This is a genomic window from Prescottella sp. GW823-FHT02E09 (assembly GCF_058797375.1).
Map to the genome: position 1 here is coordinate 493727 of NZ_JBXAJP010000003.1, position 16745 is coordinate 510471.

Here is a 16745-nt window from a genome sequence, read left to right on the forward strand (position 1 = left end):
CCGCTACGCGCGTGGATGCGCGGGCGGCCCGGATCGAATGGCAGATCCTGGTGCAGGCGGTGATCGAGACCGACGACCGGGCCGAGGCTGCAGCCGAACTCGCCCGGAGGTTCGGGGACGTCATGGCCGTGGAGGACATCCTCGAGACGCCGTTCGTCCTGCTGGGGACCGTCGACGAGATGGCCAGGCAGATCGCGGCGAACCGCGACCGCTACGGCTTCACCCACTTCACCGTCCACGAACCCCACGCCGACACGTTCGCACCGGTCATCGACGCGGTTCGGGCCCACCGGGGGTGACCCCGAGAGCAAAGATCAGGGTGCAGATCCGGGGGAATCCCGATGGTTTCCGGCGGGTGCACGAACCAGACTCGATGTCATGACCTACAGCGAATCGCCCCGCCCGTTCGTCCGATCCAGTAGCCAGCGCATGCTCTCCGGTGTGTGCGGCGGCATCGCCGAGTACTTCGGCATCGACGCCAACCTCGTCCGCGTCGCCGCCGTCCTCGGTGCGTTCGTCTCGTTCGGCACCGTCGCGCTGGTCTACCTCGCGGCTTGGATGCTCATGCCCAGCGAGTGACCCGCCGCTCCGAGGACGCAGCAACGCGAGAAGCCCGGGACACCTTCGAAGGTGTCCCGGGCTTCTGTGTCTATCCGAGCCTATCTGAGCTCAGGCTTTCCGATCGTCAGATCAGAAGTCCATGCCGCCCATGCCACCGGTCGGGTCGCCCATCGGAGCAGCGGACTTCTCCGGCTTGTCGGCGACGACAGCCTCGGTGGTCAGGAACAGAGCCGCGATGGACGCAGCGTTCTGCAGCGCCGAGCGGGTGACCTTGACCGGGTCGTTGATGCCCGCAGCGAGCAGGTCCTCGTACTCACCGGTGGCGGCGTTCAGGCCGCTGCCGGCGGGCAGGTTGCGAACCTTCTCCGCGACGACGCCGGGCTCGAGGCCGGCGTTGAACGCGATCTGCTTGAGCGGAGCCTCGAGGGCAACCTTGACGATGTTGGCACCGGTGGCCTCGTCGCCCTCGAGCTTCAGGTCGTCCAGGACCGGAGCGGACTGCAGCAGAGCCACGCCACCACCGGCGACGATGCCCTCCTCGACGGCAGCCTTCGCGTTGCGGACGGCGTCCTCGATGCGGTGCTTGCGCTCCTTGAGCTCCACCTCGGTGGCAGCGCCGGCCTTGATGACTGCGACGCCACCGGCCAGCTTGGCCAGGCGCTCCTGCAGCTTCTCGCGGTCGTAGTCCGAATCCGACGCCTCGATCTCGGCGCGGATCTGGTTGACGCGACCGGCGATGGCGTCGGCGTCGCCGGCACCCTCGACGATGGTGGTCTCGTCCTTGGTGACGACGACCTTGCGGGCGCGGCCCAGCAGCTCGATGCCGGCGGTCTCCAGGGACAGGCCGACCTCTTCGCTGACGACCTCGCCACCGGTGAGGATGGCGATGTCGGCGAGCTGCGCCTTGCGGCGGTCACCGAAGCCCGGAGCCTTGACGGCGACGGACTTGAAGGTGCCACGGATCTTGTTGACGACCAGGGTCGACAGGGCCTCGCCCTCGACGTCCTCGGCGATGATCAGCAGCGGCTTGCCGGCCTGGATGACCTTCTCCAGCAGCGGCAGCAGGTCCTTGACCGTCGAGATCTTGGAGCTGACGAGCAGGATGTACGGATCCTCGAGGACCGCTTCCTGACGCTCGGCGTCGGTCGCGAAGTACAGCGAGATGTAGCCCTTGTCGAAGCGCATACCCTCGGTGAGCTCGAGCTGCAGGCCGAAGGAGTTGGACTCCTCGACGGTGATGACGCCTTCCTTGCCGACCTTGTCCATCGCCTCGGCGATCAGCTCACCGATGGTGGAGTCGCCGGCCGAGATACCAGCGGTGGCAGCGATCTGCTCCTTGGTCTCGACCTCCTTGGCGGTGTCGAGCAGCTTGGCGGTGACGGCCTCGACGGCCTTCTCGATGCCGCGCTTCAGACCCAGCGGGTTGGCGCCGGCAGCGACGTTGCGCAGGCCCTCGCGGACGAGCGCCTGAGCCAGGACCGTAGCCGTCGTGGTGCCGTCACCAGCGACGTCGTCGGTCTTCTTGGCGACCTCCTTGACCAGCTCGGCGCCGATCTTCTCGTAGGGGTCCTCGAGCTCGATCTCCTTGGCGATGGAAACACCGTCGTTGGTGATCGTGGGGGCGCCCCACTTCTTCTCGAGCACGACGTTGCGACCCTTGGGTCCCAGCGTCACCTTGACGGCGTCAGCGAGGCTGTTCAGGCCACGCTCGAGGCCGCGACGTGCCTCTTCGTCGAACGCGATGATCTTGGCCATTGCGAAGTGATCCTCCGGATTGGGGGTGACACACAGGACGATCGCTCGTCGGATCGCCCTATTTACGCTTCCGGCCAGGCTCGGTGCCCGCGACGGACGACCAGGGGTGTCTAGGTTCCCGGTCTCACCGTCCCGACCTGGCACTCACGAGTCGCGAGTGCCAAGTGCATTCTTAGCACTCGAGAAGGGCGAGTGCAACGTTGCGGAGAGGTCTCCGCCGAGGGCGAACAGGTGCCGTTCGACTCCTAGCCGAGGCAGGTCTGCCCGGTCTTCAGATTCCACGCGAACGACAGCGGCCCGACACAGTTGACGCCGCCCTGTTCGGCCGTCGCACCCGAGCCCCAACCCGCGATCGCGAAGGTCGCGTAGCCGTCGTCGGCCCACGAGTGCGCGATGCCGCCGCCGATCGCCAGCGCGAGCGACTGACCGTTGCCCCGCGACGCGCTCAGCGCGGTGCCGAAACCGGTCGCGAGACTGTTCGACGAGCCGAAGCCCTGCGCGACGGAGACCGCCGTACCGCTGTCCATCGCGGCAGAGCGGGCCACACCCTGCTCGAACGCCTGCGCACCACAGCTCGCGTAGTCCGAGACCTGGATGTCGTTGGGCGAAGCCGGAGACAGGCATGCCACGGGCGCCGCGGCGGCCGTACCCGCACCGATCATCGAAACACCCACTGCCACACCGATTCCCGCTGCCGCAATCACCGCGGTCCGCGTCATCCGTCGACCGAGATCGGAAATTGCGCGCAGACGGGAAACGGTCGACATTCGGAACTCCTTCACGAACGGAAAAGGGAGCGCCGGGCAGGCTCCGCGAGCGCCACCGGGCGTGCCCGAAACAGTACCCGTTCACGCGGCCGATACCCGGGATTTCGATAGCAGACCGAAGAAGGTCGGCGCGTCACCCGAACCGGGTCAGCAATGCCGGCAGATCGGCCACCGAATCGACCAGATGGTCGGGCCGATCCACCGCCAGATCGAGAACCGGCTGCCGAAACTTCCCCGTCCGCACCAGTACCCCCGTCATCCCCACCCGCTGCGCCGGCAGCACGTCACCACGGAAGTCGTCACCCACCATCACCGTCGCCGCCGGGTCGGCGCCCATCAGTTCCGCCGCCGTGAGAAAGCCCGCGAGCGACGGCTTGCCCACGGCCACGATCCGCGAGCCCGACGCCTCCTCCAGCCCCGGCAGATATGCCCCGGTGTCGAGTCGCAGTCCGTCCGACTCCGACCACATCAGCGCGCGGTGCATCGCAACGACCGGCACTCCGGCGACCATGAAGTCGAGCACCCGACTGAGGGCCTCGTGCGTGAACTCGGGCCCCGCCCCACCGATGACGATGACCTCGGGGTCGACGTCGTCGAACTCGACGCCCTCCATGTCGGCGCGGATGTCGCCGTGATTGAGCAGCATCACGCGGGCACCCGGATACGTCGACCGCAGGTACTCCGTGGTGAGCCGGACCGCGGTCACGATCTCGTCGGGCCGCACGTCGAACCCCGCACCCGCGAGCTCGGACGCGATCTCGTCGCACGTCCTCGACGTGGTGTTCGTGAGAAACGCACGAACTCCCCCGCGGCGGCGCAGCTCGTCGAGCGCCTCGACGGCACCGGGTACCGGTCGCCACGAGGTGACGAGCACACCGTCGATGTCGAACAGGACGCCCTCGACACGGCTCATGGATTCGAGGGTATCGGCCGGACACCGGGCCGCGCGGGGGATGTGGAATCCGGACCGAGTAGTGACCTGACGCACACGGTGTCGATGCCAGCGCATAGGATCCACGGGTACGCGTGACCTCCTGTACCACCTAATTCGAACTGGAGAGCCGGACCGTGACGAACACCCTCGAAGCAACCATCGAGATCGCTGCCACCCCGCAGGACGTGTGGACGATCGTCTCCGACCTGAAGCGGATGGGCGAGTGGAGCCCGCAGTGCCGCAAGATGCGCGTCTCCGGCGAGGTCCGCGAGGGCACCAAGACGGTGAACCTCAACCGCAAGGGCTTCCTGGTGTGGCCCACGACCTCCAAGGTCATCCGCTTCGAGCCGAACAAGACCATCGCGTTCCGCATCAACGAGAACCGCACGATCTGGTCGTACACGCTCGAGGCCACCGAGACCGGGACCCGCGTCGTCGAGCGCCGCGAAGCCCCCACCGGCACCAGCCGGCTCTCGCAGTTCCTGATCAAGACCGTCCTCGGCGGCGCGGACGCGTTCGAGGCCGAGATGATCGCCGGCATGAATGCCACGCTCGCGCGCATCAAGAGCGAGGCCGAGACACTCGCCGTCGGGAGCCGCTAGCACATCGCGACTCACCGGTTCGCCGCACTCACGTAACCTGTACTGGCTCGTGCGGCTCACCGCCGCATCACCCGAAGAGGTAAGAGGACACGTGGCACGTCGACCGACCCCCCCTGGTAGTCCCCAGCCCACCGGCGTCGGCCACGTCATCGGCCTCGTCAAGGCTGCCGTCCCGCCGATGCACCCAGCCGGGCTGCCGTTCGTGCTGACACCGCTCGCGGTCGCCGCGGTGGGACGGAACCGCAAGTGGGTGCGTCGCGCCGGCCTCGCCTCCGCGGCAGCGTGCGCCACGTTCTTCCGGCACCCGCACCGCGTGCCGCCCAACCGGGCCGGTGTCGTCGTCGCCCCCGCCGACGGTGAGGTCGCGCTCGTCGACAGTGCCGTCCCGCCCGCCGAACTCGGCATGGGCGACCAGCCGCTGCCCCGCGTCAGCATCTTCCTGTCGGTGCTCGACGTCCACGTCCAGCGCACGCCCGTCGCCGGGCTCGTGAAAAAGGTCGTCCACCAGCCCGGACAGTTCCTGTCCGCGGACCTGGCCGACGCCAGCGAGGTCAACGAGCGCAACAGCATGCTCCTCGAGACGGCCGACGGTCACGACGTCGCCGTCGTGCAGATCGCCGGCCTGCTCGCCCGCCGCATCGTGTGCGACGCCAAGGAAGGCGACAAGCTCACCATCGGTGACACGTACGGGCTGATCCGCTTCGGATCGCGCGTCGACACTTACTTCCCGGTCGGCACCGCTCTGCTCGTCGAGCGCGGCCAGCGCACCGTGGGTGCCGAGACCGTCCTCGCGCAACTACCGTGAGACCGCCCCGCGCCAGCGGACGGAACGCGGTCCGATTACTGCCGAGCATGATCACGATCCTCGCGCTCTGCAGCGGACTGTCCGCGGTCAAGTTCGCGCTCGACGGCGAACTCGGGACCGCCCTCGCCATGATCGGGGCGGCCGCCGTCCTCGACTCGCTCGACGGACGCATCGCGCGGATGCTCGACGCCACCAGCAAGATCGGTGCCGAGCTGGACTCGCTGGCCGACGCCATCTCCTTCGGCGTCGCCCCCGCCCTGGTGTTGTACGTGACGCTGCTCGACGGCAACAACTTCGGCTGGATCATCGCGCTGCTGTACGCGGTGAGCATCGTGCTGCGCCTGGCCCGGTTCAACACCCTGCTCGACGACGACACCGTGCCCGCGTACACGAAGGACTTCTTCGTCGGCGTCCCCGCACCGGCCGGCGCGCTGATCGCGCTCACGCCGCTCGCCGCCTACATCCAGTGGGGCGACGGCTGGTGGTCGTCGATCGGTGTCGTCACGGTGTGGACGCTGTTGTCGGCGGCCCTGATCGTCAGCCGCATCCCCACCCTCGCGATGAAGTCCGTGTCCGTGCCGGGCCGCATGGCCGCCGGACTGCTCGCGCTCGTCGCCCTAGCCGCCGCCGCCCTGGTCACCTATCCGTACGTGCTGCTGATGGTCCTCGTCGCCGTCTATCTCGTGCACATTCCGTTCGCGGTCCGATCCAAGCGCTGGGTCGCCGCCCGCCCCGAAACCTGGGACATCAAGCCGTCCGAGCGCCGCGCCATCCGCCGCGCCCCGGGTGGCAACCGCCGCTCCGCCGCCCGCCTGGGCCTGCGCCGCCCCCGGTAGTCGCCTCCGCGTTGTGCGCACTTATCGGTCTCGGGCGGGCCCCGGGAAGACCGATGAGTGCGCACAACGCGGGGACGGAGGGGCGCGTCGGGCCGCACTAGGCTGGACCGCGTGACCTCACCCGAACTGACGCTCACGGTCCGACTCAACACGTCCGCCGCGGACGCCCGACGCGGTGTGGTGCGCCTGCACCCCGAGGCCCTCGCCGCGCTGGGGTTGCGCGAGTGGGACGCGATCGCACTCGTCGGGGCCCGGCGCACCGCCGCGGTCGCGGGACGCGCACCGGCCGGAACACCCACCGGCACCGCACTGCTCGACGACGTCACGCTCTCCAACGTCGGACTGCGCGAGAACGCGACGGTGGTGGTCACCCCGGTGACCGTCTACGGGGCCCGCACGGTCACCGTCAGCGGTTCGGCGATGGCGCAGCACTCCGTCTCCGACACCACCCTGCGACAGGCGCTGCTCGGCAAGGTCCTCACCGTGGGTGACGCCGTGTCGCTGCTGCCGCGCGATCTGGGCCCCGGCACCAGCACCGCGTCGGCGACACAGGCCCTGTCCCGCACGTTCGCGGTGACGTGGACGTCCGAGCTCCTCACGGTCACCGGCGTCGACCCGTCGGGCGGTCCGGTGAGCGTGCAACCGAACTCGGCAGTGAGCTGGGGGTCCGGGGTGCCGGACGCGACGCCCGCGCCGACAGCGGCCGCTCCGGCGGTGACCGAGCCCCACACCACCGACGTCGTCCCGGTCGAGGACCTCGTCGGCGCCCACGCGCAGGCCGCGAAGCTCTCCGAGTGGCTGACGCTGGCCCTCGACGAACCCGAGCTGCTGCAGAAGCTCGGCGCCTCACCGCACCTCGGGGTCCTGGTGACCGGCCCGGCCGGGGTCGGCAAGTCGATGCTGGCCCGATCGGTCCTCGCGAATCGCCGGGTCGTCGAACTCGACGGTCCGGGTGTCGGTGCGACCGAGGCACAGTCGCGGCTCGAGCGGGTCACCGCTGCCGTCGACGCCGTCCGCTCCGGCGGCGTGCTGCTCATCACCGACATCGACGCACTGCTGCCCGCGGTACGGGAACCGGTCTCGACGATGATCGTCGACCAGCTGCGCCGCGCCGTCGACACCGAGTCGGTCGCGTTCGTCGCCACCACCGCGCACCCCGAAAGTCTCGACGACCGGTTGCGCGGACCGGACCTGTGCGACCGTGAGCTGTCGCTGTCCCTGCCCGACGGGGCCGGACGCCGGCAGCTGCTGGAACTACTGCTTCGCAAGGTCCCGACCGCCGACCTCGATCTCACCGAGATCGCATCACGCACTCCGGGTTTCGTCGTCGCGGACCTGGCGGCCCTGTGCCGGGAGGCGGCGCTGCGCGCGGCGTCGCGGGCGAGCAGCGCCAAGACCGAACCCCGACTGACCCAGGACGACCTGGCGGGCGCGCTCGAGGTGATCCGGCCGCTGTCACGTTCGGGCACCGAGGAACTCGCGATCGGCAGCGTCACCCTCGACGACGTCGGTGACATGGTCGAAACCAAGCAGGCCCTCACCGAGGCCGTGCTGTGGCCGCTGCAGCACCCGGATTCGTTCGCGCGCCTGGGCGTCGACCCGCCCCGCGGCGTCCTGCTGTACGGGCCACCCGGCTGCGGTAAGACATATCTCGTTCGCGCCCTGGCCAGTTCGGGCCAGCTCAGCGTGCACGCCGTCAAGGGTGCTGAACTGATGGACAAGTGGGTGGGGTCGTCGGAGAAGGCGGTGCGCGAATTGTTCCAGCGCGCCCGCGATTCGGCGCCGTCACTGATCTTCCTCGACGAAGTGGACGCGCTCGCCCCGCGCCGCGGGCAGAGCGCGGACTCCGGCGTCTCCGACCGGGTCGTGGCCGCGCTGCTCACCGAACTCGACGGCGTCGAACCGCTCCGCGACGTCGTGGTGCTCGGCGCCACCAACCGCCCCGACCTCATCGATCCCGCGCTGCTGCGCCCCGGACGGCTCGAGCGCCTGGTGTTCGTGCCGCCACCGGACGCGGACGCGCGCAAGGAGATCCTGCGGACGTCGGGCAAGTCGGTGCCGCTCGCGTCCGATGTCGACCTGGACTTGCTGGCGCAGGATCTCGACGGCTACTCCGCCGCCGACTGTGCCGCACTGCTGCGCGAGGCCGCGCTCGCGGCGATGCGACGCAGCGTCGACGCCGCGGATGTCACGGCAGCCGACGTCGCGGCAGCGCGGGACAATGTGCGACCGTCCCTGGATCCCGACCAGGTGGCGCATCTGAAGGCCTACGCGGAGAACCGGTGACGGCCGCCGTCCGTGCGGCCCCGACCGCCGTGGCAGCGGTGGCCGCACTGTTCGCGGGAGTCCTGGGCACGTTCGCCCTCATCAGCCCGCGCACCTGGCGCGGCGAGTTCAGCGCATCCGCCCGCCAGCTGGAGTCGTGGCTGGGTGCGCTTCCCACCGCCGTCGCGATCGGCACCGTCGTCGCGGTCCTCGCGTATGCGGCGCTGCAGCGCGCAGGTTCGGTGCGGTCGGCCTGGATTTCGGCGGTCGTCGCGTCCGGCGTGCTCATCGCGATCCGCATCGCGGTGTCCGGCGCCGGGGGCGTCGACCAACTGACGCTGCTGCACTACACCAAGTGCGTGGCCGCCGGAGTTCTGTTGGGTGCGGGCGTCGCCGCGGCATGGACGCGCGCCCTACCCCGGCTCGCCCTCGTCGCCGGCGTCGCGTCGACGTTCGTGGTCGCGCACACCGCGCACGCAGACTGGACACCGAGCACCTCGGCACTCGGCGAACCGTTCTGGTGGATGCTGGTACCCGCGCTCGTGCTCGCGGCGCTGTGCGCGGTGATCGACACCGACGCTCCGGCCCCGGCGGATCGCGAGACCGTGCTCCAGGTCGCCGTCGCCGTCGCGACCCTCGCGTTCGCGCATCGACTGCTCGGCGCGTGGATCGACGGACAGACCACCGACTCGCAGCTGCAGCTGTGGACGATCATCGCGGTCAGTCTCGTGCTCGTGGTGGCGCTCACCGAATTCTGGGCCCGCCGTCTCGACAGCCCGTTCCTGCTCGCTGCCACGGCCGTGGCAGCGGCCGCACCGATCGTCACGACGCTGATCTCCCGGACGCTCACCCAGGATTACCTGCGGCAGGAGTCGTGGGTGCTGGTCGCCGTGGGTATCGCGGCGGTGTCGGCCGGTACCGCGGTCGCCCGGTGGCGGCCGGCGCCAGTGATCGGCCTCGCCGTCCTCGCACTGATCCCGCTGTCGACGGCGATCGAGCCGACTCCAGGGAACGGTCGACTGTGGGTCCTCGTCCCGCTCGCGGTTCTCGGTGTGGGCATCGGACTGGCCCTGGGGTCGACCCTGCCCGACAGCGGAGCCCTCGCAACGCTGGGACTCGTGGTGCCGCTGCTGTCGTTGGTGTTTATCGAGGTCGTCGGCGTCACCAGCACGTTCGTGGTCTACCGCGGGGCGTACGAGCCGCTGCTCGATGTGCCCACGTCCGAGGGCTGGACCGCGACCTCGTTCGACACCCCCGTCACCTTCGACCGCGCCGCCGGCGTCGCGATGCTGCTCGTCGTCGTGTTCTGCGCGCTGGCGATCCGGGGACTGCGCGCCCAACAGTCCGCCCCGCGCCCGGATTGACCTCCCGCCCACGCGATCGCGTCCGCGGGAGGTCAGTTCGGGAGCAGCGTCAGGCATCAGGTACCAACGTCAGTCGACGAGGTCGAGCTCCCGCAGCCGCGCGAAGACGAGCCGCGAGCCGGGCGCGGTCTCGGGCATGGCGGCGTACTCGGCCTCGGTGAACCAGCGGATCTCGGCGACCTCGCTGGTGGCCTGCGGCTCGTCGGTGAGGTCCGCGAGGAAGCACGTCATGTGCAGGCGGGTGCCGGGGCGGTGTCCGAAGGCCTCGGCCTCGAACACACCCAGCTCGACGAGTGTCCCGTCCACGATCCCCGCGTCGAGTTCCTCGCGGACCTCCCGACGGAGGGCCTGTTCCGGCGTCTCGCCCGGGTCGATCTTGCCGCCCGCCATGTAGAAGGCGGTCTTGCCGGCGGACCGGGCCTGCAGCATGCGGCGGTCCCGGATGTGGGCGAGGGCGGCGGTACGGATCAGAGTGGGGTTCTCGTCGGACACCTGTCGCAACGTACCCGCCGCGCGGCCCGGTCGCCCGTCTACCACGGATTGTCCGCTTCGTACCGATTGAATCGCCGATTTGGACACTTAGTAAGATGGATCCCGCAGTCCACTTCGCTAGCTAAGCGAAGGGCCTGCCCGACTCTCGGTATTACCGATTCGTCACCCCGCCGCCCGACCACCCGACGGAGTGCCATTTGCTTGTCATATTGATCGCCCACGCGATAGCCGCCGTTCTGGCTCCGCTCGTCGTGCGATCAATAGGACGCAACGCGTTCTACCCGCTCGCACTGGTACCACTCGCGAGCCTCGGCTGGGTGATCGCGAACTGGGGCACCGAACAGAGCCTGCACATCCAGTGGGTGCCCGGCCTGTCCATGGACATCGACATGCGGTTCGATTCGCTCGCCGCGATCATGTCGGTGCTGATCCTGGGCATCGGCGCGTTGATCCTGGTCTACTGCGCGCGGTACTTCAAGGACGACGAACCCCGACTCGGCATCTTCGCCGCCGAGATGGTCGCCTTCGCGGGCGCGATGTTCGGCCTCGTGACCAGCGACAACATGCTGATCCTCTACACCTTCTGGGAACTGACGACGGTCCTGTCGTTCCTACTCGTGGGCCACTACGCCGAGCGCGCCACCAGTCGCCGCGCCGCCACCCAGGCGCTGTTGGTGACCACGGCCGGCGGCCTGGCGATGCTGGTCGGCATCATCATGCTCGGCCAGCAGGTGGGCAGCTACAACCTGTCCGACGTGATCGCGAGCCCGGCGAGTGGGTGGCTCGCGAACATCGCGATCGTGCTGATACTGATCGGCGCGCTGTCGAAGTCGGCGATCGTCCCGCTGCACTTCTGGCTGCCCGGCGCGATGGCCGCGCCCACCCCGGTCAGCGGATACCTGCACGCGGCCGCGATGGTCAAGGCCGGCATCTACCTGGTCGCCCGCCTGGCCCCGGGCTACGCGGACTCACCACCTTGGCGAGTCACGATCATCACGCTCGGACTGGCGACGATGCTGCTCGCCGGCTGGCGCGCGCTCCGCTCGTTCGACCTCAAACTCGTGCTCGCGTTCGGCACCGTCAGCCAGCTCGGCTTCCTGATGGTGCTCGTCGGCGTCGGCTCCCGCGACGCGGCCCTGGCCGGCATGACGATGGTCGTCGCCCACGCGATGTTCAAGGCGGCGCTGTTCATGGTGGTCGGCATCATCGACCACTCCACCGGCACCCGCGACATCCGCAAACTCGCCCGGCTCGGGCCCAGAGCGCCTTGGCTCGCCGTCATCGCGGCGCTGGCGGCCGCATCGATGGCCGGTCTGCCACCGTTCCTCGGCTTCGTCGGCAAGGAAGCGGCCCTCGAATCGATCCTCGAATCGGGCGTGTTCGAGCCGTGGGTCGGTACCACGATCGTCGTCGCAATGGTGCTCGGCTCGATCCTCACCGTGGCGTACAGCATCCGGTTCGTGTGGGGGGCATTCGGCCGCAAGCGGCTCCGCAAGCCCAGCGCCCCGGTCGCGAACATGCACGCCCCGGGCGCCCTGTTCCTGGCGGCGCCCGCGCTGCTCGCGGTCGCCGGCCTGGCGGCCGGTCCGCTGTCGCCGCAGCTCGAGAAGCTGCTCACGCCGTACTCGACGACGCTGCCCGCCGGCCCGCATGCCGACTACCACCTCGCGCTGTGGCACGGCTTCAATCTGCCGTTGCTGCTGACGGGTGTCGTGATCACGGTCGGTGCGCTGCTGTTCGTCGCGCACCGCGGGGCCGTCGCGCGGCTGCGCTTCCAGCATCCGCCGCTCGGCAACGCCGACCGCGTGTACGACGCGACTCTGCGCGGCATGGACACCCTGTCGATGCGTCTCACCGGTTTCACGCAGCGCGGCTCGCTGCCGCTGACACAGTCGACGATCCTCGCGACGCTGGTGCTGCTCCCGGTGATCCTGCTCGCGCTGCGCACCGATGTGTGGGCGAGCCTGCGGCTGTGGGAGTCGCCGCTGCAGCTCACCGTCGGGCTGATGATGATGGCGGCGGCGCTGGCCGCGACGGTGTTGCGTAACCGCCTGGCCGCGGTGATCCTCGTCGGACTCGGCGGCTACGGCTGCGGCGTCATCTTCGCGCTGCACGGCGCCCCGGACCTCGCACTCACCCAGTTCCTCGTCGAGACCCTCACCCTGGTGATCTTCGTGCTGGTGCTGCGCAAGCTGCCTGCCGAGGTCGACGAGCGGCAGGCCATCGGCTTCAAGCTGCCGCGTGCGATCCTCGCGGTCGGTGTCGGCGCCACGGTCACCACCATCGCCGCGTACGCGATGAACGCCCGGAACTCGGTGCCGATCTACCACCAGCTGCCCGACGCCGCATACCTGCTCGGCAACGGTCGCAACGTGGTCAACGTGCTGCTGGTCGACATCCGCGCGTGGGACACGCTCGGCGAGATCTCGGTGCTGCTGGTCGCAGCCACCGGCGTCGCGAGCCTGGTGTTCCGACACCGCCGGTTCGGTGTCGCACCGCGGGTCGCCGACGCCCCGTCCATCGTGCTCGACGCCGCGTCGGCGAGCACGGAGACGACGTGGCTGCGTGGCGGCGACCTCATCGATCCGCGGCACCGTTCGCTGGTGCTCGAGGTGACCACCCGCCTGATCTTCCCGACGATCATGGTGCTGTCGGTGTACTTCTTCTTCTCCGGCCACAACGCGCCCGGCGGCGGCTTCGCGGGCGGTCTGACGGCGGGCCTGGCGCTGGTGCTGCGCTACCTCGCCGGCGGCCGCTACGAACTCGGCGAGACCGTGCCCATCGACGCCGGCAAGATCCTCGGTCTGGGCCTCGCGCTCGCCGCCGGAACCGCGCTGACGTCGCTGTTCCTGGGCGCGCCGCCGCTGTCGTCGGCGGTGTTCGAGGTGACGCTGCCGCTGCTCGGCCACATCAAACTCGTCACCGCAATCTTCTTCGACCTGGGGGTGTACCTGATCGTGGTGGGTCTCGTGCTCGACGTGCTCCGCAGTCTCGGAGCCCGACTCGACGCACAGGTCGAGGTGAACGCCCGATGAGCGCCGACCTCGCCACCCTGATCGTCATCGGCGTGCTGACCGCCGCCGGCGTGTACCTGCTGATCGAGCGCAGCATCACCCGGATGCTGCTGGGTCTGCTGCTCGTCGGCAACGCCGTCAACCTGCTGATCCTCACGGTCGGCGGCCGCTCCGGAAACCCGCCGATCGTGGGCCGGGAGTCGGTGCACGAGGAGATGGCCGACCCGCTGGCGCAGGCGATGATCCTCACCGCGATCGTCATCACGATGGGTATCGCCGCGTTCGTGCTGGCCCTCGCCTACCGCTCGTTCAAGATCAATACCGCGGACCGGGTCGAGGACGACCCCGAGGACACCAAGGTCTCCAAGCGGCGCACCCCGGCCGAGGCGCCGGACCGCGACCGCTCCGACGACCCGATCACCGGCGCGCCCAGCAAGAGCGGCGACGCCTTCGACTCGGAAGGCAACCCGATTCCCGTCGAACAGCTCGAGGATCCCGAGGACTACACCGCCTACGAGTCCTTACAAGACGGGGACAGCGACGAAGAGGCCCTGGAAGCCGAGACGCCGGGAGGTCAGCGATGACGCTCTCCCCCGAACTCATCGGCACGCTCGCCCCGCTGCCGGTCCTGATCCCGATGATCGCCGCCGCGGTCACCCTCATCATCGGCCGCCGGCCCACCGCGCAGCGTTGGGTCACGCTGGCCGCGCTCACCGCGGTCACCGCGATCTCGGCGATGCTGCTCTACCTGGCCGACCGGCACGGCACCACCGCGATCCAGGTCGGCGGGTGGGACACTCCGATCGGCATCACGCTGGTCGTGGACCGGCTGTCGGCGCTGATGCTGCTGGTGTCGTCGATCGTGCTGCTCGCCGTCATGATCTATTCGATCGGTCAGGGCATCCGGGACGGGCACGAACACCAGCCGGTGTCGATCTTCCTACCGACATATCTGGCGCTGACGGCGGGCGTGTCCAACGCCTTCCTCGCCGGCGACCTGTTCAACCTGTACGTCGGCTTCGAGGTGCTGCTGGCCGCGAGCTTCGTGCTGTTGACCCTCGGCGCCAGCGCCGACCGGGTCCGGGCGGGCGTCTCGTACGTCATGGTGTCGATGGTGTCGTCGCTGATCTTCCTGTGCGGCATCGCCTTCGCCTATGCCGCGACCGGCACCCTCAATCTGGCGCAGATGGCGGTGCGGTTCGACGACGTCCCGGTGGGCACCCGGATGGCGATCTTCGGCGTGCTGCTGGTGGCGTTCGGCATCAAGGCGGCGGTGTTCCCGCTGTCGACGTGGCTGCCCGACTCGTACCCCACCGCCCCGGCCCCGGTCACCGCGGTGTTCGCGGGCCTGCTCACCAAGGTCGGTGTGTACGCCATCATCCGCGCGCACACGCTGCTGTTCCCGCAGGGCGAACTCGACAACGTCCTGATGGTGTGCGGTCTGCTCACGATGATCGTCGGCATCCTCGGCGCCATCGCGCAGAGCGACATCAAACGTCTGCTCTCGTTCACCCTGGTCAGCCACATCGGCTACATGATCTTCGGTGTCGCGTTGTCCACCCAGTCCGGCCTGTCCGGGGCCGTGTACTACGTGGCACACCACATCATCGTGCAAACCACGCTGTTCCTGGTGGTGGGCCTGATCGAGCGGCAGGCCGGTTCGTCGTCGCTGCGCCGCCTCGGTGGCCTCGCCGCCGCCAGCCCGGTGCTGGCGATCGTGTTCCTGATTCCCGCGCTCAATCTCGGCGGCATTCCGCCGTTCTCCGGTTTCATCGGCAAGATCGCGCTGCTGCAGGCCGGTGTCGCGCATCCGAGCGTGCTGTCGTGGCTGCTCGTCGCCGGCGGTACCGTGACCAGCCTGCTGACGCTGTACGTCGTGGCCCGCGTGTGGACCAAGGCGTTCTGGCGGGCCCGCGCGGACGCCCCTGAGGGCGAACTCGCCGACGTGAGCCCGTCCGCGCTGATCGACGAGTCGGAGGAGGACATCGCGTTCGTCGACCGCGAGGACGTGGGCCGGATGCCGGTGTTCATGTTGGTTCCGACGATCGGGCTGGTCTGTGTGGGTCTGGCGCTGACGCTCTTCGCGGGCCCGATGATCGGGATCAGTGACCGCGCGGCTCAGGACCTGCAGAATCGGGATGTCTACATCACCGCCGTACTGGGCGAGGGAGGTGCCCGATGACTCGCGAACGCGTACTCCGCGTCGGCGTCCTCGCGTGGCTGACGGTGGTGTGGATCCTGCTGTGGGGCACGTTCAGCATCGCGAATCTGCTCGGTGGGATCGTGGTGGGCCTGCTGATCATGTGGCTGCTGCCACTGCCCCGGGTGCCCGTCGAGGGCCGCGTGCATCTGCTGTCCATGGTCAAGCTCGTCGGGGTGATCATCTTCCACGCCGCGCAGTCGAGTGTGCAGGTGGCCTGGTTGGCGATCCGGCCGGGTCCGCCGCCGGTCACCGGGGTGCTCCGCTGCAAGCTCGGCATCAAGTCCGACCTGGTGCTGACGCTGTGCATAGACGTCCTCAACCTGATCCCCGGCACGATGGTGCTGGAGGTGGACCAGGCGCGGCGCGCGGTGTACGTGCACGTCCTCGACGTCGGCACGACCAAGGCCGTCGACCAGTTCTACCGATCGGTGCGGCAGCTCGAGCGGCTGTTCATCGCGTCGTTCGAACGGGATTCGGAATGGCAGCCGGCGCCGTGGCACCTGCGGGACTACGAGTACCACGAAGAAGGCAGGGAGGATCGCGCATGACCGCCGTGATGATCATCGCCGGAGTGATGCTGGTGGTGGCGGCGCTGCTCACCACCTACCGACTGCTCGACGGGCCGGGCAGTCTGGACCGGCTGGTCGCGATGGACACCCTCATCGCCACCGCGATCTGCGGGCTGTCGGTGTGGGCGGCGTACAGCGGTGACACCACCATCGTGCCCGCCATCGTCGCGCTCGCCCTGGTCGGCTTCGTCGGCTCGGTGAGCGTGGCCCGGTTCCGGGTGAGTGACGACTCGTGAACACCTTCCTCGACGTTCTCGCGGCGATCTGCATTCTCACCGGATCGTTCCTCGCGCTCACCGCCGCGATCGGCATCGTCCGCTTCCCCGACACCCTCTCCCGCATGCATGCGGCCACCAAACCGCAGGTCGTCGGTCTGGTGCTGGTGCTCGTCGGCGCGGTGATCCGCCTGCACGGCAACGTCGACATCTGGATGCTCGTGCTCATCGGCCTGTTCACGCTGCTGACCGCACCGGTCATCGCGCACAGCGTCGGCCGTGTCGCCTACCGCGAACAGCGCGGGCGCGACGGGCTGCTGATCAACCGCGACGAGGATCCGGGGACGTTCCGCTAGAGCTCAC

At 69.2% G+C, this 16745-nt stretch carries 17 protein-coding genes; 13 read left to right on the plus strand and 4 right to left on the minus strand.

Annotated elements, in window-relative coordinates; genetic code table 11:
- Positions 1–122 precede the first annotated feature (122 nt).
- Complete coding sequence (locus tag AC1RIF_RS10030; RefSeq protein ID WP_492601360.1) at positions 123–299, plus strand: hypothetical protein; 177 nt, start codon at positions 123–125, stop codon at positions 297–299.
- 79 nt (positions 300–378) lie between these two features.
- Entirely contained in the window at positions 379–579 is a 201-nt protein-coding gene (locus AC1RIF_RS10035; RefSeq protein WP_492601197.1) for a PspC domain-containing protein, read from the plus strand.
- Between the two features lie 111 nt (positions 580–690).
- On the opposite strand, the gene groL is transcribed toward AC1RIF_RS10035, so the two are convergent.
- The 3 genes from groL to AC1RIF_RS10050 form a co-directional block, all read right to left on the minus strand.
- Entirely contained in the window at positions 691–2316 is a 1626-nt protein-coding gene (groL, locus tag AC1RIF_RS10040) for a chaperonin GroEL (RefSeq protein WP_492601198.1), read from the minus strand.
- A gap of 245 nt (positions 2317–2561) precedes the next feature.
- Entirely contained in the window at positions 2562–3083 is a 522-nt protein-coding gene (locus AC1RIF_RS10045; RefSeq protein WP_492601199.1) for a DUF6764 family protein, read from the minus strand.
- Positions 3084–3216: 133 nt separating this feature from the next.
- A complete protein-coding gene (locus AC1RIF_RS10050) occupies positions 3217–3996 on the minus strand; it encodes an HAD-IIA family hydrolase (protein WP_492601200.1) in 780 nt (259 codons plus the stop codon).
- Positions 3997–4151: 155 nt separating this feature from the next.
- Here AC1RIF_RS10050 and AC1RIF_RS10055 point away from each other — a divergent pair, with 155 nt between their 5' ends.
- From AC1RIF_RS10055 to AC1RIF_RS10075, 5 genes are all read left to right on the plus strand, one after another.
- The gene (locus tag AC1RIF_RS10055) at positions 4152–4619 is read left to right on the plus strand and encodes an SRPBCC family protein (protein ID WP_492601201.1); all 468 of its coding nucleotides are present in this window, start codon (positions 4152–4154) and stop codon (positions 4617–4619) included.
- Positions 4620–4710: 91 nt separating this feature from the next.
- Positions 4711–5424: a phosphatidylserine decarboxylase gene (locus tag AC1RIF_RS10060; protein WP_492601202.1), complete on the plus strand. Its 714-nt coding sequence runs from the start codon at positions 4711–4713 to the stop codon at positions 5422–5424.
- A gap of 47 nt (positions 5425–5471) precedes the next feature.
- Complete coding sequence (locus AC1RIF_RS10065; RefSeq protein ID WP_492601203.1) at positions 5472–6260, plus strand: CDP-alcohol phosphatidyltransferase family protein; 789 nt, start codon at positions 5472–5474, stop codon at positions 6258–6260.
- A gap of 111 nt (positions 6261–6371) precedes the next feature.
- Positions 6372–8546, plus strand: coding sequence for an AAA family ATPase (locus tag AC1RIF_RS10070; protein ID WP_492601204.1), 2175 nt, complete (start codon positions 6372–6374; stop codon positions 8544–8546).
- Complete coding sequence (locus AC1RIF_RS10075) at positions 8543–9889, plus strand: hypothetical protein (protein ID WP_492601205.1); 1347 nt, start codon at positions 8543–8545, stop codon at positions 9887–9889. Before AC1RIF_RS10070 ends, AC1RIF_RS10075 begins: the two co-directional genes overlap by 4 nt.
- Positions 9890–9958: 69 nt before the next feature.
- Here AC1RIF_RS10075 and AC1RIF_RS10080 read toward each other — a convergent pair whose 3' ends face one another.
- On the minus strand, positions 9959–10381 hold the full coding sequence (locus AC1RIF_RS10080) for an NUDIX hydrolase (protein WP_492601206.1): 423 nt from the start codon (positions 10379–10381) through the stop codon (positions 9959–9961).
- A 197-nt stretch (positions 10382–10578) separates the two neighbouring features.
- On the opposite strand from AC1RIF_RS10080, the gene AC1RIF_RS10085 reads away from it, so the two are divergent.
- Genes AC1RIF_RS10085 through mnhG form a run of 6 tightly spaced genes read left to right on the plus strand, consistent with a single transcriptional unit; the run spans position 10579 to position 16738 of the window.
- Entirely contained in the window at positions 10579–13416 is a 2838-nt protein-coding gene (locus tag AC1RIF_RS10085; RefSeq protein ID WP_492601207.1) for a Na+/H+ antiporter subunit A, read from the plus strand.
- Positions 13413–13979, plus strand: a complete 567-nt coding sequence (locus tag AC1RIF_RS10090) for a Na(+)/H(+) antiporter subunit C (protein WP_492601208.1) — start codon at positions 13413–13415, stop codon at positions 13977–13979. The genes AC1RIF_RS10085 and AC1RIF_RS10090 overlap by 4 nt, the downstream gene beginning before the upstream one ends.
- Entirely contained in the window at positions 13976–15577 is a 1602-nt protein-coding gene (locus tag AC1RIF_RS10095) for a Na+/H+ antiporter subunit D (protein WP_492601209.1), read from the plus strand. The genes AC1RIF_RS10090 and AC1RIF_RS10095 overlap by 4 nt, the downstream gene beginning before the upstream one ends.
- On the plus strand, positions 15574–16146 hold the full coding sequence (locus AC1RIF_RS10100) for a Na+/H+ antiporter subunit E (RefSeq protein ID WP_492601210.1): 573 nt from the start codon (positions 15574–15576) through the stop codon (positions 16144–16146). Before AC1RIF_RS10095 ends, AC1RIF_RS10100 begins: the two co-directional genes overlap by 4 nt.
- The gene (locus AC1RIF_RS10105) at positions 16143–16403 is read left to right on the plus strand and encodes a monovalent cation/H+ antiporter complex subunit F (RefSeq protein ID WP_492601211.1); all 261 of its coding nucleotides are present in this window, start codon (positions 16143–16145) and stop codon (positions 16401–16403) included. Before AC1RIF_RS10100 ends, AC1RIF_RS10105 begins: the two co-directional genes overlap by 4 nt.
- On the plus strand, positions 16400–16738 hold the full coding sequence (mnhG, locus tag AC1RIF_RS10110; protein ID WP_114718601.1) for a monovalent cation/H(+) antiporter subunit G: 339 nt from the start codon (positions 16400–16402) through the stop codon (positions 16736–16738). Before AC1RIF_RS10105 ends, mnhG begins: the two co-directional genes overlap by 4 nt.
- The last annotated feature ends 7 nt before the right edge of the window (positions 16739–16745 follow it).

Bases quoted from the DNA above. Each gene is read 5' to 3' on its own strand.
- AC1RIF_RS10030 (WP_492601360.1), top strand. From the start codon at position 123: ATGGCCGTGGAGGACATCCTCGAGACGCCGTTCGTCCTGCTGGGGACC.
- groL (WP_492601198.1), bottom strand. From the start codon at position 2,316: ATGGCCAAGATCATCGCGTTCGACGAAGAGGCACGTCGCGGCCTCGAG.
- AC1RIF_RS10065 (WP_492601203.1), top strand. From the start codon at position 5,472: ATGATCACGATCCTCGCGCTCTGCAGCGGACTGTCCGCGGTCAAGTTC.
- AC1RIF_RS10105 (WP_492601211.1), top strand. From the start codon at position 16,143: ATGACCGCCGTGATGATCATCGCCGGAGTGATGCTGGTGGTGGCGGCG.
- AC1RIF_RS10035 (WP_492601197.1), top strand. From the start codon at position 379: ATGACCTACAGCGAATCGCCCCGCCCGTTCGTCCGATCCAGTAGCCAG.
- AC1RIF_RS10095 (WP_492601209.1), top strand. From the start codon at position 13,976: ATGACGCTCTCCCCCGAACTCATCGGCACGCTCGCCCCGCTGCCGGTC.
- AC1RIF_RS10100 (WP_492601210.1), top strand. From the start codon at position 15,574: ATGACTCGCGAACGCGTACTCCGCGTCGGCGTCCTCGCGTGGCTGACG.
- AC1RIF_RS10050 (WP_492601200.1), bottom strand. From the start codon at position 3,996: ATGAGCCGTGTCGAGGGCGTCCTGTTCGACATCGACGGTGTGCTCGTC.
- AC1RIF_RS10090 (WP_492601208.1), top strand. From the start codon at position 13,413: ATGAGCGCCGACCTCGCCACCCTGATCGTCATCGGCGTGCTGACCGCC.
- AC1RIF_RS10045 (WP_492601199.1), bottom strand. From the start codon at position 3,083: ATGTCGACCGTTTCCCGTCTGCGCGCAATTTCCGATCTCGGTCGACGG.